The sequence below is a fragment of the Marinobacter pelagius genome (assembly GCF_900114925.1).
Lineage (GTDB): Bacteria > Pseudomonadota > Gammaproteobacteria > Pseudomonadales > Oleiphilaceae > Marinobacter > Marinobacter pelagius.
Genome location: NZ_FOUR01000002.1, coordinates 263,166 through 278,067 on the forward strand (window position 1 = coordinate 263,166; position 14,902 = coordinate 278,067).

Below are 14,902 nucleotides of genomic sequence, written 5' to 3' on the forward strand. Positions count from 1 at the left end.
GGTCCTTGGTTAGAATGGCGGCTTTTGCGAGTTAAGGTAGCTTCAACAGTGACTTCAAGACGCGTGTTGCCCGCCGAGTGGGCACCTCAAAGTGCCGTAATGCTGACCTGGCCCCACCCCGGTACTGACTGGGCTTCCCGCCTGGAAGAGGTGGAGCCGGTCTTTGAAGCCATCGCCCGGGCGGTGCTGCGCTTCGAACATCTGGTGATCAGCTGCGAGCACGTTTTCCGGGTGCAGGATCTGGGCCGCGATCTGAACCGCTATGCCGAGGAAAACTCCCTGCCGGGACGCGTTATCACCGTTCCGGCACCAGCCAACGACACCTGGGCCCGGGATCATGGCCCGATCACGGTCGAGACCGGGGACGGTCCCGAGCTGCTCGATTTCCGCTTCAATGCCTGGGGTGGCAAATTCCCCTGGGAGAAAGACGACGCCCTGAACCGCCACCTGGCCAACGCCGGCGTGTTTGGCACGGCACCGCTTAAACCCGTGGATTTCGTGCTGGAGGGCGGCTCCATCGAATCCGATGGCCAGGGTACGCTGCTCACCACCAGCGAATGCCTGCTCACCCCCAGCCGCAACCCGAGCCTCGACCGCACCGCCATTGAACATCTGCTGGCCGAGGTCCTGGGAAGTAACCGGGTCCTGTGGCTGAACCATGGCTACCTGGCGGGCGATGATACCGACAGCCATATTGATACCCTGGCCCGGTTCTGTGCCCCCGACCACATCTGTTACGTCACCTGCCCCGACGTGGCGGACGAGCACTACAGCGCCCTGGCCGCCATGGAAGAGGAACTGAAGGAGTTCCGGCAGGAAAATGGCCAGCCCTACCGACTTACGGCTCTGCCCTGGCCTGATCCGATCCATGATGAGGAGGGCGAGCGCCTGCCGGCCACCTACGCGAATTTCCTGATCATCAACGGTGCTGTCCTGCTGCCAATATATGGGGTCGCCCAGGACGACGAGGCAATCGAAGTCATGCAGGGCATTTTCCCGGACCGGGAGATCATCCCCATTGACTGCCGGCCACTGGTCTACCAGCACGGCAGTCTGCATTGCGTCACCATGCAAATTCCCGCAGGAGTGGTTAATACATGAGCAAGGCCCGCGACAGTCACGAACTTCGCATCGCAGCAATCCAGCAAGCCTGCAGTGAGGATAAGGCGGCCAGCCTGGCCACCAGCGAAAAACTGATTCGTGAAGCGGCGAGCCAGGGTGCGGAGCTGATTGTCCTGCAGGAACTCCACGCCACCCTGTATTTCTGCCAGACCGAAGATACCTCGGTGTTTGAACTCGCCGAACCAATCCCCGGCCCGACCAGCGACCGGTTGTCCGCACTGGCACGGGAACTGGGCGTGGTGCTTGTGGGTTCGATTTTCGAGCGGCGCATGAACGGTGTCTACCACAACACCGCCGTGGTGTTTGAACGGGATGGCGAGATTGCCGGCATCTACCGGAAGATGCATATCCCTGATGATCCCGGTTTCTACGAGAAATTCTTTTTCACTCCCGGCGATGCCCAGTTCAACGACGGCCGCAATGGCTTCACGCCCATCGACACATCGGTCGGCAGGCTCGGCGTGCTGGTGTGCTGGGACCAGTGGTATCCCGAGGCCGCCCGACTCATGGCCCTGGCCGGCGCCGAGATCCTCATCTACCCCACAGCCATCGGCTGGGATGTCACCGACGATCCGGACGAACAGGCCCGCCAACTGGAAGCCTGGGTGACGGTTCAGCGGGGGCACGCCGTCGCCAACAACCTCCCGGTGGTGGCGCCGAACCGGGTGGGCACCGAGCCGGATCCTTCCGGTCAATCGGACGGCATCCGCTTCTGGGGCAACAGCTTCATTTGTGGGCCCCAGGGAGAATTTCTCGCCCGCGCCGATGACGAAAACGAATGCATCCTCTCTGTCACTCTCGACCGAACCCGCACTGAATCGGTTCGACGGATCTGGCCGTATCTCAGGGACCGTCGTATCGATGCCTATGGCGACATTCTGAAGCGGGTGAGGGACTGAGGACAGGATGAAAAAACTGGTAGACAGCGTTGTTGATGAACTGAACAGCATTCTTCTGGGCAAAGACCGGCAGGTACGGCTTGCCCTGTGCGGCCTGCTGGCCCGGGGCCATCTGCTGATCGAAGACATTCCCGGCATGGGCAAAACCACCCTTTCTCATGCCCTGGCGAAGGTGATGGGGCTGAGTTACCAGCGTATCCAGTTCACCAACGACCTGTTGCCCGCCGATGTGCTCGGCTACTCCCTGTATGACAAGGCCGCGGGCACCCTGGTGTTCCACCCCGGCCCGATCTTCGCCCAGGTGGTCCTGGCGGATGAAATCAATCGGGCCTCTCCGCGAACCCAGAGCGCCCTGCTCGAAGCAATGGAAGAGCGGCAGGTATCCATCGAGGGCGAGACCCGCCCCCTGCCGGAGCCGTTCTTCGTGATTGCCACCCAGAACCCCATCGAACAGGGCGGCACCTTTCCGCTGCCCGAATCCCAGCTGGACCGGTTCCTGATGCGCCTGAGACTGGGCTATCCGGACCCGCGGGCCGAGCGGGAATTACTTGAGGGTGAGGACCGTCGCGCCATGACCGAGCGCCTGGGCACACTGCTGTCTGCCGAGAACCTCCGGACCCTGCAGGACGGTGTCACCCGGGTCACCGCCAGCCCGGCGCTGCTGGATTACGTGCAACGACTGCTGGAGCAAAGCCGGCGCATGCCGGGCCTTCTCTACGGTCTCTCACCCCGGGCCGGCCTTGGCCTGCTCCGGGCATCCAAGGCCTGGGCCATGATGGAGGGACGCCACCATGTCCTGCCCGACGATATCCAGGCCGTCTTCCCCACCGTCGCGGAACACCGGCTCGAGCAAGGCGAATCGGGCAAGAGTGCCGAGCGGGTCCGGCAATTGCTGGCGACGGTCTCGGTACTTGAATAAAAACCGTCTGACCTCATAGTATTCATTTTCAAACATCAGTGAGAGACATTCATGAGCGACACCCAACACTCCCGACTGATCATTCTCGGCTCAGGTCCTGCCGGCTATACCGCAGCGGTCTACGCGGCCCGCGCCAACCTGAACCCGACCCTGATTACCGGCATTGAAGTCGGCGGCCAGCTCACCACCACGACCGACGTCGACAACTGGCCCGGGGACAACGACGGGGTTCAGGGTCCTGAGCTCATGCAGCGCATGCAGAAGCATGCCGAGCGGTTCGAGACCAGCATCGTGTACGACACCATCAACGAGGCTGACCTGCGCAACCGTCCGTTCCGGCTCAAGGGCGACGGCGGCGAATACACCTGTGATGCGTTGATCATCGCCACCGGGGCCTCCGCCATGTACCTGGGGCTGGAATCCGAAGAGAAGTTCAAGGGCCAGGGTGTTTCCGCCTGCGCCACCTGTGACGGCTTTTTCTACCGCAAGCAGAAAGTTGCGGTGATTGGCGGCGGCAATACCGCAGTCGAGGAAGCCCTCTATCTGTCCAACATTGCTGACGAAGTGACCCTGGTGCACCGTCGCGACAGCCTGCGGGCGGAGAAGATCCTGCAGGACAAACTGTTCGAGAAGGCGGAGAACGGCAACGTCAACATCATCTGGGACCACACTCTTGACGAGGTGCTCGGTGACGCCACCGGTGTAACCGGCATGCGCATCAAGAGCACCAAGGACGACTCGACGCAGGACATCGAACTTGCCGGTGTATTCATCGCCATCGGCCACAAACCCAACACCAGCCTGTTCGAAGGCCAGCTGGACATGGATAACGGCTACATCCGCATCCGTTCCGGCCTCGAAGGCATGGCGACCCAGTCCAGCATTCCGGGCGTATTTGCCGCCGGCGATGTGGCCGACCACGTCTACCGCCAGGCGGTAACCTCTGCTGGTTTTGGCTGCATGGCAGCACTGGACGCCGAGAAGTTCCTGGACCAACAGGACTGAGCCGGGCCGGAGTGACTGGAGCAGGATGACCACTCTCCCCTGGCTGGAACCGGACCACCTGTGGTTCCCACCCGCCGAGGAGGCCCTGGATGACCCGGATGGTCTCCTGGCCCTCGGCGGTGATCTTTCCACCGACCGGCTGGTACTCGCCTACCGGAACGGTATTTTTCCCTGGTACAGCGACGATCAGCCGATCCTGTGGTGGTCCCCGGACCCCCGCTGCGTGCTGTTCCCACCTGACATCCATATCTCCCGGAGCCTGCGGCGAACGCTGAACCAGGGACGATTCCGCGTCACTGCCGACCGGGCTTTCAGTCGGATCATCCGGCTGTGTGGTTCCACCCGCGCCGAAGGCACCTGGATTACCGACGACATGGTGGCAGCCTATACCGAGCTGCATCGGCAAGGCATTGCCCATTCCATTGAACTCTGGAACCGCAACAACGAGCTGGCCGGCGGGATGTATGGAGTTGCACTCGGTCGCTGCTTTTTTGGCGAATCCATGTTTTCCCTGGAGACCAACGCCTCCAAGGTCCTGATGGTTCACCTGGCGAACCAGCTGCGGCTGTGGGGCTACCGGATGATGGATTGCCAGGTGGAGAGCGACCACCTGCTGACGATGGGTGCCCGGAGCATTCCCAGGGCGGAGTTTTTATCTATACTCAGGGCATGTGTGGATCAGAAACCGGACCAGTCCGACTGGACCTTCACCTGGGAATGGCGTGGGCCGGAGGTATGAATGAGTAACCTCAGAACCCTGGTATTTTTTGCAACTCCACCCCATGACTGCAGCTACCTGCCCGATCGGGAGGCAACCACGATGTTTGTGGACCCGAGGGCCAACATCGACAAGAAACTGTACAGTCAGCTGACCGCCCTTGGGTTCCGTCGCAGCGGCTCCCATTACTACCGGCCCCATTGCGAGCACTGCAACGCCTGTATCCCCGTTCGTCTGAAGACGGACGAATTCCAGCCAGACCGGAGCCAGCGCCGGGTGATGAAAAAGAACGCGGACCTTGACTGTGACATGGTGCCCGCCCGGTTCACCGAGGAGTACTACACGCTCTACGCCCGGTATATCAATGAGCGGCATAGCGACGGCGATATGTATCCCCCGTCCCGGGAGCAGTTCAGCTCATTCCTGGTGGAAGGCGCCACGGATTCCTGGTTCCTGGAGATGCGCCTGGAGGGCAAATTGGTGGGGCTTGCGGCCGTGGATGTGCTCGATGACGGCCTGTCGGCCATCTATACGGTGTTTGCCCCGGAACTGGAGCACCGCAGCCCGGGAACCTTTGCCATCCTCTGGCAGATCGAAGAGGCCAGACGCCAGGGCCTGCCTCATCTGTACCTGGGTTACTGGATCAAGGAATGCCGAAAAATGAACTACAAGACCCGTTTCCAGCCTATTGAGGCTCTGCGCGATGGCCACTGGCGGACGATGGATGACAACTGACTTTGCCAAATGACGACAAATCAGGCAGAATTGCGCAATTTAAAATCACGAGAAGCATATTCAAAGAGAGGTTTCTACTGAATGGCGAAATCAGATGTCATTGAAATGGAAGGCGTCATCATCGACACCCTTCCCAACACCATGTTCCGCGTTGAGCTGAGCAACGGTCACGTTGTGACTGCTCACATTTCCGGCAAGATGCGCAAGAACTACATCCGCATCCTGACCGGCGACAAGGTCAAGGTTGAGCTGACCCCCTATGACCTGAGCAAGGGCCGCATTGTTTACCGCGCCCGTTAATATGCCTCAGTGACATCTGAAAAACCCCGCCACGGCGGGGTTTTTTGTTGCCTGCGATATAAAAAAGCCGCTGCACAAGGCAGCGGCTTTGCCGGATGGACCGGAATCAGACGGCTTCTGCAGGTTCGTCCTCGTACTCGAACTCGAGTTCGTCCCCCTTGAGGTGGATATAGACGTCTCCGCCATGCTCGGACAGACGCCCGAACAGGATCTGCTCCGCCAGCGGCCGCTTGATCTTGTCCTGGATCAGGCGGGACATCGGGCGCGCACCCATGGTGACGTCGTAACCGCGTTCCGCGAGCCAGACCTTTGCGTCCTCATCCACATGCAGAACCACATGCTTCTCGTCCAGCTGCGCCTGCAGCTCGGTGAGGAACTTGTCGACCACGTGGGTGATGGTCTCCTTCTGGAGATCACGGAACTGGATGATGCCATCGAGCCGGTTACGGAATTCCGGTGTGAAGGTCTTGGTGATTACCTCCATGCCATCGGTGCTGTGATCCTGCTCGCTGAAGCCGATGGAACGACGGGCCATGCTCTCGGCACCGGCGTTGGTGGTCATCACCAGAATCACGTGGCGGAAATCCGCCTTGCGGCCGTTGTTGTCCGTCAGGGTACCGTGGTCCATGACCTGCAACAGCAGGTTGAAGACCTCCGGATGCGCCTTCTCGATCTCGTCAAGCAGCAACACGCAGTGCGGATGCTTGTTGACGGCCTCGGTCAGCAGACCACCCTGGTCGTACCCCACGTAGCCCGGGGGTGCGCCAATCAGACGGGACACGGTGTGCCGCTCCATGTACTCGGACATGTCGAAGCGCACCAGCTCGATGCCCAGCACCTTGGCCAACTGCTTGGTTACCTCGGTCTTGCCCACCCCGGTGGGGCCGGCAAAGAGGAACGCGCCTTCAGGTTTCTCCGGCGCCTTCAGGCCCGCACGGGCAAGCTTGATGGCCGTGGCCAGGGATTCGATGGCCGGATCCTGCCCGAACACCACCATCTTCAGATCCCGCTCCAGGTTACGGAGCAGATCCTTGTCGCTGGTGGATACATTCTTCGGCGGAATCCGCGCAATGTTGGCCACCACGTCCTCGATTTCCGAGACGTCGACGGTCTTCTTGCGCTTGTTTTCCGGCAGCATACGCTGGCGGGCACCCGCCTCGTCGATCACATCGATGGCCTTGTCCGGCAAGTGGCGATCGGTAATGTAGCGATCCGCCAGTTCCGCCGCTACCCGCAGCGCCTTGTCCGTGTACTTCAGGTCATGATGCTTCTCGAAGTTGGGCTTGAGGCCTTTCAGGATCTGGTAGGTATCCTCGACGCTCGGCTCGTTGACATCGATCTTCTGGAAGCGGCGAGCCAGCGCACTGTCCTTCTCGAAGATGCCCCGGAACTCCTGGAAAGTGGTGGAACCGATACAGCGGATTTCACCGGAGCTGAGCATCGGCTTGAGCAGGTTGGACGCATCCATTACCCCGCCGGACGCAGAACCCGCACCGATGATGGTATGGATCTCGTCGATGAACAGGATCGCATGCTGCTGCTTCTTCAGATCGCTCAGCAGACCTTTCAGCCGCTTCTCGAAGTCACCCCGGTACTTGGTACCGGCCAGCAAGGCGCCCATGTCCAGGGAGTAAACCACCGCATCAGAGATGATGTCCGGCACCTGACCGTCCACGATCCGCTTGGCCAGGCCTTCGGCGATGGCGGTCTTGCCCACGCCGGCCTCACCCACCAGCAGCGGGTTGTTCTTGCGCCGGCGCGCGAGAATCTGGACCACGCGCTCGACTTCGTGTTCACGGCCGATCAGCGGGTCGATACGCCCCTGACGAGCCTGCTCGTTCAGGTTCGTGGCGTAGCTTTCCAGAGGCTTGGACTGGGAGCCCTCTTCACCTGCCTCCTCGTGGGAGGCCTGGTCGTGGCCTTCCTGATCCTCGGCACCCTGAACCCGGGATATGCCGTGGGAGACAAAGTTGACCACGTCAATCCGGGCGATGCTCTGCTTCTTAAGCACATACACCGCCTGGCTCTCCTGCTCGCTGAAGATGGCTACCAGAACATTGGCACCGGTAACCTCCTTCTTGCCAGAGGACTGGACATGGAAAACAGCCCGCTGGAGCACGCGCTGGAAGCCCAGCGTCGGCTGGGTTTCGCGTTCACTGTCGTTACTGGGAATCAGTGGTGTGGTGGAGTCGACGAATTCCACCAGTTCTTCCTCGAGGCGCTTGAGGTCAGCACCACAGGCTTTGAGGACGCCCACCGCCGATTCATTATCGAGCAGAGCCAACAGTAAATGCTCGACGGTCATGAATTCATGACGCTTGTCCCGGGCATTTTTGAAGGCCGTATTCAGCGTAATTTCAAGATCTTTGCTCAGCATGGGCCACCCCAACGTCTGTCAGTCCGCACGTTCAATCTCGCAAAGGAGCGGATGCTCGCATTCCGAAGAATACTGGTTCACCTGTGCTGCCTTTGTTTCTGCGATGTCTCGGGTATATACCCCACATACGGCTTTTCCCTGCGTATGGACGAGCAGCATCACCTGCGTCGCCTTCTCCTCGTTCATTCCGAAGAACTTCATCAATACATCCACCACGAAGTCCATGGGGGTGTAGTCATCGTTCAGAAGCACGACCCGGTAACGCGCCGGGCGCTTCAGAGCAGGCTTTTCGGGCGCAACACTGAGGTCGTCCTGTCTGCCTGGCTGATCGTCCTCCCCCTGATTCAATACTAGTAGAGAATTGTCGATAGTCCGCATGTTTCTTTACCGGTTTACTCGGTGTCCTCGGGTTAAATGTGGTTGTCCGGGGCCGGGTTTTCAAGCGGCCCGGGTGCCCGGACGTGAGATATTTATCAATACGCGGATGATACCGCTTCCGGACCGGGTAAAACACACATAACCTCGATAGAAACTATTGACTCCAGGCGCTGATTGGTCGACAGTTAAGAGGCATTGTAAAATAATGTAAATGTATACGATGCAAACGTAACCAAGCGCGCAAACAAGTACGCAACCGAGCAACAGGACCCCGGCGGAGTTCCGGGATTCCGGGTGTACCCAATAATAAGAACTGACAGCAAAAGAACAGGGGAGTTCATCATGCCAAGAGGCAAGGTCAAGTGGTTCAACAATGCCAAGGGCTACGGATTCATCATCGAGGATGGCTGCAGTGACGACCTGTTTGCCCACTTTTCCTCGGTTCAGATGGACGGCTACAAGACACTGAAAGCCGGTCAGGCCGTCACCTTTGACAAGAAGCCCAGTGACAAGGGAATTCATGCAGTCAATATCGTGCCCGAGGAAATGCCTTCCCGGCAGTCCCAGGCACCTTCCGGTAGCAGCGAAAAGAAGTCCGCCCCCCGCGACGAGGGCCGTGGAGACTACCCCCCGCGGGCAGTAAACGCCTGAAGCGGCAACCTGTTTCCCCATACCTGCCTGACAGACAGGTGTGAACCGGATGGCTGGCGCCGGCGCCAGCCGGGCTGTTGAATAACCGGGATCGATACAGCGGGCGGCTCGCGCCCTGGCCCGCACTGGTTTTTATTGTCCAACCCCCTGTTGCCAAATTCCCGGATTCGGGTACCCTGCAAACCTCCATCCCTTCCAATCAGGAACCCACGATACGCACCGCAGGCATGGCCGAACTCGTTCTGTTCAACAAACCTTTCCAGGTTCTCTGCCAGTTCACCGACCGACGCAATGACCCGGACCAGCCTCCCCGCCAGACCCTGGCTGACTGGATTCCGCTTGAGAACGTCTATCCGGCCGGTCGACTCGATTTTGATTCCGAGGGCCTCTTGCTGCTCACCGGTGATGGTTCCCTGCAGAACCGGATCGCCTCCCCTTCCCTGAAAATGCCCAAAACCTATTGGATCCAGGTGGAAGGCGACATCACCGACGAAGCCCTGTCTCAGCTTGCCGCCGGGGTCGAACTCAAGGACGGCAAGACCCGCCCCGCCAGGGCGAGGCGCATGAAGGATCCTCAGGTGTGGCCCCGCGTGCCGCCGGTCCGGCACCGGGAGTCCGTCCCCACCAGCTGGATCGAGCTGACCATTACCGAGGGAAAGAATCGCCAGGTCAGGCGCATGACCGCTGCCGTCGGCTTCCCGACACTGCGCCTGATCCGCTACCGTATCGGGGACTGGACACTGGACAAGCTGGCCCCCGGCGAATACCGCACCCTGGCCGTGCACATGCCGGCCACAAAGCAGCCGGCCAAACATCGACCCAGCAGGAGACGTTCCCGATCATGACCTGGACACCCCACGCAACCGTTGCCGTTATTGTCGAAGATGACCGCGGTCGCTTTCTCATGGTGGAGGAAGTCAGCGGCGGCCAGGTGGTCTTCAACCAGCCCGCCGGGCACGTCGAAGAGGATGAAGCCATCCTCGATGCCGTACGCAGGGAAACCCTCGAGGAAACGGGCTGGCAGGTCGAACCACGGCATTTTCTCGGGGTGTACACCTACAAGGCGCCCGCCAACGGCGTTACCTATTACCGCTTCTGCTACGCTGCAGAGGCGGTTCGCCATCACTCTTACGAGCTCGACGATGGCATCATCGCCGCCCACTGGCTTGACCTTGACGACATTCGCCAACTCGGGGACAAGCTGCGCAGCCCCCTGGTCCTCCAGTGCATAGAAGATTACCGAAATGGCCGCCGTTACCCGCTTGACGTCATCGTCGATGCGCAGACGTGATTCCGCAAAAATGTTAGAATCCGACGTTTTAGCGTTAACAGGGCTGACATGAGCACAACACCCCATACCAAGTCTCCGGAATCCACCCGTGTCATCGTCGGCATGTCCGGCGGCGTCGATTCTTCCGTGGCTGCCTGGCTTCTGAAACAGCAGGGGTACCAGGTCGAGGGCCTGTTCATGAAGAACTGGGACGAAGACGACGGCACCGAATACTGTACCGCCATGACCGACCTGGCGGACGCTCAGGCCGTGGCCGATGACATCGGAATCAAGCTGCACACCGCAAGCTTCGCGGCAGAATACTGGGATCGCGTGTTCGAACACTTCCTTTCCGAGTACAAGGCCGGACGCACCCCCAACCCGGACATCCTGTGCAACAAGGAAGTGAAGTTCCGGGCCTTCCTCGACTATGCCATCACCCTTGGCGCGGATTACATTGCCACCGGGCACTATGCCCGCCAGCGCCCGCTCGAAGACGGCTCCGGCAAGGCCCTGCTTCTGAAAGGTCTGGATCCCAACAAGGACCAGAGCTATTTTCTCCATGCGGTTTCCGGTGAGCGTATCGCCCGCACCCTGTTCCCGGTCGGCGAACTGGAAAAACCCGAGGTTCGGCGGATTGCCGAGGAACAGGGCTTCGTCACCCATGACAAGAAGGATTCCACCGGCATCTGCTTCATCGGCGAGCGCAAGTTCCGGGACTTCCTGAAACAGTATCTGCCGGCCCAGCCGGGCGATATCGAAACCCCGGACGGCCAGGTCATAGGCCGGCACCAGGGCCTGATGTATCACACCATCGGCCAGCGCCAGGGTTTGGGAATCGGCGGTCTCAGCGAGTTCGGAGACGAACCCTGGTACGTGGCCGACAAGGATCTGACCCGCAACGTATTGATTGCCGTCCAGGGGAAACACCACCCACTGCTCTTTTCCCGGGGCCTGGTTTCGGGGCCGATCGACTGGGTGGCCGGCGAGCCACCGGCCGGGCAGTTCCGCTGCAAGGCCAAGACCCGTTATCGCCAGCCGGACCAGGATTGTGAGGTGACGGTGCTCGACAGCGGCGTGAAGGTTGTCTTTGACGATGCCCAGCGTGCGGTTACCCCGGGCCAGTCCGTGGTTTTCTACGATGGCGAAATCTGCCTCGGTGGTGGCGTGATCGAGGAAACCTGGCGTGATGGCGAGCCCCTGCCTGCGCGCCTCCAGAGCACGGAACAGAAGGAAGCCAGCGCATGAGCCGGTCCCTGCATGATCAGACCCTTGCGCTTGCCGGTGTGTTCCAGGCGGCCAACCTGGTGCAGCAGATCGCCCATAACGGCCAGTGCAACCCGGCATCCCTGGAGACCTGCATCCGCTCGCTGTTTGCCACCGATCCGGCCTCAACCCTGGACGTCTATGGCGGTGAGCTGTCCGACATCCGGGAAGGTCTGGTTACTCTTTCCACGGTCATGAGCCAGCAAAGCAAGCAGCGTGATATCGAGGTGCTCAAGTACGTGCTCAACCTGATCCACCTGGAGTCCAAGCTGAACCGCCGTTCCGACATGCTGGACGTGATCGGCAGCCGCATTGATCAGGCTCGCCATACTGCCAGCCATTTCGGCTATACCCACGCCAACCTGATCGGCAACCTGGCCTCCATCTACGCCGACACCATCAGTACCTTCCGGCAGCGCATCCAGGTCACCGGTGACCCCGCGGTACTGCAGCGTGAAGAGAATGCTGACAAGGTACGGGCGCTCCTGCTGGCCGGTATCCGCTCGGCCGTGCTCTGGCGCCAGTGCGGCGGGCGCCGCTGGCAGCTGATCTTCTCCCGTCGCAAGGTTATCCACCACGCCCGGGAACTGGCCGAGAAGGCACGCCAGCCACTGTAACGGCAAAGCCGGGATTAACGCTGATTCAGAGTGCCCGCTGGTGTATCATTGGCACCCCTGTTTCCCAGTTTGTTTCGATTCTTTGATCACTTGAGAGGTTTTCGATGGAACTCACCGCCCTGACCGCCATTTCCCCGGTCGATGGACGCTATGGCAGCAAAGTCAGCGTATTCCGCAGCATCTTCAGCGAGTATGGTCTGATCCGTAACCGGGTAACCGTCGAAATCCGCTGGCTTCAGAAGCTGGCCGCGCACCCGGAGATCACCGAAGTGCCCGCGTTCTCCGCCGAAGCCACCAGCTTCCTCGACAAGCTGGTCAGCGAATTCAGTCTGGAAGACGCCGAGCGCATCAAGGAAATCGAACGTACCACGAACCACGACGTCAAGGCGGTCGAGTACTTCATCAAGGAAAAGATTGCCGGGGTTCCCGAGCTGCATGCGGTCACCGAGTTTGTGCACTTTGCCTGCACCTCCGAGGACATCAACAACCTGTCCCACGCCCTGATGCTGCGTGAGGGCCTGGACCACGGCCTGTTGCCGACGATGGACCGGGTCGTCGACAAACTGGCGGAACTGGCGAAGGAACACGCGGACCAGCCCATGCTGTCCCGGACCCACGGCCAGACCGCCTCCCCCACCACCGTGGGCAAGGAACTGGCCAATGTGGTGTACCGACTGCGCCGCCAGCTGATGCAGATCCGCGAAGTGGAAATCATGGGCAAGATCAACGGCGCCGTGGGTAACTACAACGCCCACATGTCCGCCTACCCGAACGTGGACTGGGCCGCCAACGCCGAAGAGTTCGTCGAGAGCCTGGGCCTGGACTGGAACCCGTACACCACCCAGATCGAGCCCCACGACTACATTGCCGAGCTGTACGATGCCATCGCCCGGTTCAACACCATCCTGATCGATCTCGACCGGGATGTCTGGGGCTATATCTCCCTGGGTTACTTCAAGCAGAAGACGGTGGAAGGCGAAGTGGGCTCCTCCACCATGCCGCACAAGGTCAACCCCATCGATTTCGAAAACTCCGAGGGTAACCTGGGCATTGCCAACGCCCTGTTTGATCACCTGGCGGCCAAGCTGCCGATCTCCCGCTGGCAGCGGGATCTGACCGATTCAACCGTGCTGCGCAACCTGGGCGTCGGCTTCGGCCACAGCCTGATTGCCTACGAAGCGACCCTCAAGGGTCTGGGCAAACTGGAAATCAACCCGGCCCGCCTGGACGAGGATCTGGACCACGCCTGGGAGGTCCTGGCCGAGCCGATCCAGACGGTCATGCGCCGCTACAACATCGAAAAGCCCTACGAAAAGCTCAAGGCTTTGACCCGGGGCAAGGCGATGACTCCGGAAGTGATCAAGAATTTCGTGGAAACCCTCGACATTCCGGACGCCGCCAAGGCAGAGTTGATGGCCCTCACACCGGGCAACTACATTGGTAATGCCAGAGAGCAGGCGCGCAACATCTGATAGCGGGAGCACACCATGGACATGCTTGGCGGACTGACACCTTCCGAATTTCTGCGGGACTACTGGCAGAAAAAACCCTTGGTGATCCGCCAGGCGTTCCCTGGCTTCCACTGCCCGGTCAGCCCGGATGAGCTGGCTGGCCTGGCCTGCGAGGAGGGCGTGGAATCCCGGATCGTCATCGAGAATGACGACGGCAAGCCCTGGCAGCTGCACAACGGTCCCTTCACTCCCGACCGGTTCAGCGACCTGCCGGAGCAGGACTGGACGCTTCTGGTACAAGGGCTGGACCACTGGGTTCCGGAAATTGCCGACCTGCTCGAACACTTCCGGTTCATTCCCAACTGGCGCCTTGATGACATCATGGCCAGTTACGCCCCGAAAGGTGGCAGCGTCGGCCCCCATTACGATCAGTACGATGTGTTTCTGCTCCAGGCCCAGGGCCATCGCCGCTGGACCTTCGGCGGTCAGTGCGACCATACCTCGCCCAGAGTGGAAGGCACGCCCCTGCGGATTCTGAGCAGCTGGGAAGGCGAGGAAACCGTCACCCTGGCTCTGGGCGATATGCTCTACCTGCCGCCGGGCATCGGACATCACGGTGTCGCCGAGGACGACTGCATTACCCTGTCAGTCGGCTTCCGGGCGCCCACCATCGACGACATCCTGACCGGTTTTACCGACTTCCTGTGCAGTCAGTCAGATGCCGCCGAGCACATCAACGACCCCGACCTCAAGGTTCAGGACAACCCCGGCACCATTGCCCCGGAAGTGATTGACCGGCTCAACGGCATCATCCAGGAGAAAGTCGGCAACCGCCGGCAGCTTGCCCTGTGGTTTGGCCAGTACGCCACCGCGCCGAAGAGTCTGGATATCGTGGTTCCCGCCGAGGAGCCGGCGTCCGAAGAGGACCTGGCAGAGGCCATCAGCGCCGGCGAACAGCTTCGCTGGAACGAGGGCTCCAGGTTTGCCTTCTATGAACTCGGCGACGACACCGCCCTGTTTGTGGATGGTGAGCAATACCTGCTCAAGGGCGATGCCCGCCCACTGGCGCCGCTGCTGTGCGCCGCGGCCCGTGTGGATATGAAAGCACTCTCCGGATTTGCTGCGGACCCCGCCCTGCTCGGACTGCTGACGACCCTGTACAACCAGGGCTCGGTCTATTTCGAATAGGAGTGC

Annotated in this window: 16 protein-coding genes; 14 read left to right on the forward strand and 2 right to left on the reverse strand. The window is 60.5% G+C overall.

Going from position 1 to position 14,902, the window contains the following annotated elements; genetic code table 11:
• Positions 1 to 48 precede the first annotated feature (48 nt).
• From BM254_RS05440 to infA, 7 genes are all read left to right on the forward strand, one after another.
• Positions 49 to 1,101, forward strand: coding sequence for an agmatine deiminase family protein (locus BM254_RS05440; RefSeq protein WP_091999889.1), 1,053 nt, complete (start codon positions 49 to 51; stop codon positions 1,099 to 1,101).
• Positions 1,098 to 2,021 (forward strand): carbon-nitrogen hydrolase, encoded by a 924-nt coding sequence (locus BM254_RS05445; RefSeq protein ID WP_091999892.1) that lies wholly within the window; start codon positions 1,098 to 1,100, stop codon positions 2,019 to 2,021. The genes BM254_RS05440 and BM254_RS05445 overlap by 4 nt, the downstream gene beginning before the upstream one ends.
• 7 nt (positions 2,022 to 2,028) lie before the next feature.
• Positions 2,029 to 2,940 (forward strand): AAA family ATPase, encoded by a 912-nt coding sequence (locus BM254_RS05450; RefSeq protein WP_091999895.1) that lies wholly within the window; start codon positions 2,029 to 2,031, stop codon positions 2,938 to 2,940.
• A 51-nt stretch (positions 2,941 to 2,991) separates the two neighbouring features.
• On the forward strand, positions 2,992 to 3,945 hold the full coding sequence (gene trxB, locus BM254_RS05455) for a thioredoxin-disulfide reductase (RefSeq protein WP_091999898.1): 954 nt from the start codon (positions 2,992 to 2,994) through the stop codon (positions 3,943 to 3,945).
• Positions 3,946 to 3,970: 25 nt separating this feature from the next.
• Positions 3,971 to 4,684 carry a leucyl/phenylalanyl-tRNA--protein transferase gene (gene aat, locus BM254_RS05460; RefSeq protein ID WP_091999902.1) on the forward strand — a complete coding sequence of 238 codons (714 nt, stop codon included), beginning with the start codon at positions 3,971 to 3,973 and terminating at the stop codon, positions 4,682 to 4,684.
• Positions 4,685 to 5,398, forward strand: a complete 714-nt coding sequence (locus BM254_RS05465; RefSeq protein WP_091999905.1) for an arginyltransferase — start codon at positions 4,685 to 4,687, stop codon at positions 5,396 to 5,398.
• 81 nt (positions 5,399 to 5,479) lie between these two features.
• Entirely contained in the window at positions 5,480 to 5,698 is a 219-nt protein-coding gene (infA, locus tag BM254_RS05470; RefSeq protein ID WP_014421226.1) for a translation initiation factor IF-1, read from the forward strand.
• A gap of 106 nt (positions 5,699 to 5,804) precedes the next feature.
• Here infA and clpA read toward each other — a convergent pair whose 3' ends face one another.
• Both clpA and clpS read right to left on the reverse strand, forming a co-directional pair.
• Positions 5,805 to 8,075, reverse strand: a complete 2,271-nt coding sequence (clpA, locus tag BM254_RS05475) for an ATP-dependent Clp protease ATP-binding subunit ClpA (RefSeq protein ID WP_091999908.1) — start codon at positions 8,073 to 8,075, stop codon at positions 5,805 to 5,807.
• 18 nt (positions 8,076 to 8,093) lie between these two features.
• Entirely contained in the window at positions 8,094 to 8,453 is a 360-nt protein-coding gene (gene clpS / locus BM254_RS05480; RefSeq protein WP_091999910.1) for an ATP-dependent Clp protease adapter ClpS, read from the reverse strand.
• Between the two features lie 342 nt (positions 8,454 to 8,795).
• Here clpS and BM254_RS17940 point away from each other — a divergent pair, with 342 nt between their 5' ends.
• The 7 genes from BM254_RS17940 (at position 8,796) to BM254_RS05515 (ending at position 14,896) form a co-directional block, all read left to right on the forward strand.
• Positions 8,796 to 9,104 (forward strand): cold shock domain-containing protein, encoded by a 309-nt coding sequence (locus BM254_RS17940; protein ID WP_091999913.1) that lies wholly within the window; start codon positions 8,796 to 8,798, stop codon positions 9,102 to 9,104.
• A gap of 227 nt (positions 9,105 to 9,331) precedes the next feature.
• Positions 9,332 to 9,949, forward strand: a complete 618-nt coding sequence (locus BM254_RS05490; protein WP_091999916.1) for a pseudouridine synthase — start codon at positions 9,332 to 9,334, stop codon at positions 9,947 to 9,949.
• Positions 9,946 to 10,395, forward strand: coding sequence for an NUDIX hydrolase (locus tag BM254_RS05495; protein ID WP_091999919.1), 450 nt, complete (start codon positions 9,946 to 9,948; stop codon positions 10,393 to 10,395). The genes BM254_RS05490 and BM254_RS05495 overlap by 4 nt, the downstream gene beginning before the upstream one ends.
• 48 nt (positions 10,396 to 10,443) lie before the next feature.
• Positions 10,444 to 11,622, forward strand: a complete 1,179-nt coding sequence (gene mnmA / locus BM254_RS05500) for a tRNA 2-thiouridine(34) synthase MnmA (RefSeq protein ID WP_091999921.1) — start codon at positions 10,444 to 10,446, stop codon at positions 11,620 to 11,622.
• Positions 11,619 to 12,257 (forward strand): high frequency lysogenization protein HflD, encoded by a 639-nt coding sequence (hflD, locus tag BM254_RS05505; protein WP_091999924.1) that lies wholly within the window; start codon positions 11,619 to 11,621, stop codon positions 12,255 to 12,257. Before mnmA ends, hflD begins: the two co-directional genes overlap by 4 nt.
• Positions 12,258 to 12,361: 104 nt before the next feature.
• Complete coding sequence (purB, locus tag BM254_RS05510) at positions 12,362 to 13,729, forward strand: adenylosuccinate lyase (RefSeq protein WP_091999927.1); 1,368 nt, start codon at positions 12,362 to 12,364, stop codon at positions 13,727 to 13,729.
• Between the two features lie 15 nt (positions 13,730 to 13,744).
• Entirely contained in the window at positions 13,745 to 14,896 is a 1,152-nt protein-coding gene (locus BM254_RS05515) for a cupin domain-containing protein (RefSeq protein WP_091999929.1), read from the forward strand.
• Positions 14,897 to 14,902: the final 6 nt, after the last annotated feature.

What these genes read in the sequence shown, in the direction of transcription:
- hflD (WP_091999924.1), top strand. Translation starts at nt 11,619, where the DNA reads ATGAGCCGGTCCCTGCATGATCAGACCCTTGCGCTTGCCGGTGTGTTC.
- clpA (WP_091999908.1), bottom strand. Translation starts at nt 8,075, where the DNA reads ATGCTGAGCAAAGATCTTGAAATTACGCTGAATACGGCCTTCAAAAAT.
- BM254_RS05445 (WP_091999892.1), top strand. Translation starts at nt 1,098, where the DNA reads ATGAGCAAGGCCCGCGACAGTCACGAACTTCGCATCGCAGCAATCCAG.
- trxB (WP_091999898.1), top strand. Translation starts at nt 2,992, where the DNA reads ATGAGCGACACCCAACACTCCCGACTGATCATTCTCGGCTCAGGTCCT.
- mnmA (WP_091999921.1), top strand. Translation starts at nt 10,444, where the DNA reads ATGAGCACAACACCCCATACCAAGTCTCCGGAATCCACCCGTGTCATC.
- infA (WP_014421226.1), top strand. Translation starts at nt 5,480, where the DNA reads ATGGCGAAATCAGATGTCATTGAAATGGAAGGCGTCATCATCGACACC.
- aat (WP_091999902.1), top strand. Translation starts at nt 3,971, where the DNA reads ATGACCACTCTCCCCTGGCTGGAACCGGACCACCTGTGGTTCCCACCC.
- BM254_RS05465 (WP_091999905.1), top strand. Translation starts at nt 4,685, where the DNA reads ATGAGTAACCTCAGAACCCTGGTATTTTTTGCAACTCCACCCCATGAC.
- BM254_RS05450 (WP_091999895.1), top strand. Translation starts at nt 2,029, where the DNA reads ATGAAAAAACTGGTAGACAGCGTTGTTGATGAACTGAACAGCATTCTT.
- BM254_RS17940 (WP_091999913.1), top strand. Translation starts at nt 8,796, where the DNA reads ATGCCAAGAGGCAAGGTCAAGTGGTTCAACAATGCCAAGGGCTACGGA.
- BM254_RS05495 (WP_091999919.1), top strand. Translation starts at nt 9,946, where the DNA reads ATGACCTGGACACCCCACGCAACCGTTGCCGTTATTGTCGAAGATGAC.
- BM254_RS05490 (WP_091999916.1), top strand. Translation starts at nt 9,332, where the DNA reads ATGGCCGAACTCGTTCTGTTCAACAAACCTTTCCAGGTTCTCTGCCAG.
- clpS (WP_091999910.1), bottom strand. Translation starts at nt 8,453, where the DNA reads ATGCGGACTATCGACAATTCTCTACTAGTATTGAATCAGGGGGAGGAC.
- BM254_RS05515 (WP_091999929.1), top strand. Translation starts at nt 13,745, where the DNA reads ATGGACATGCTTGGCGGACTGACACCTTCCGAATTTCTGCGGGACTAC.
- purB (WP_091999927.1), top strand. Translation starts at nt 12,362, where the DNA reads ATGGAACTCACCGCCCTGACCGCCATTTCCCCGGTCGATGGACGCTAT.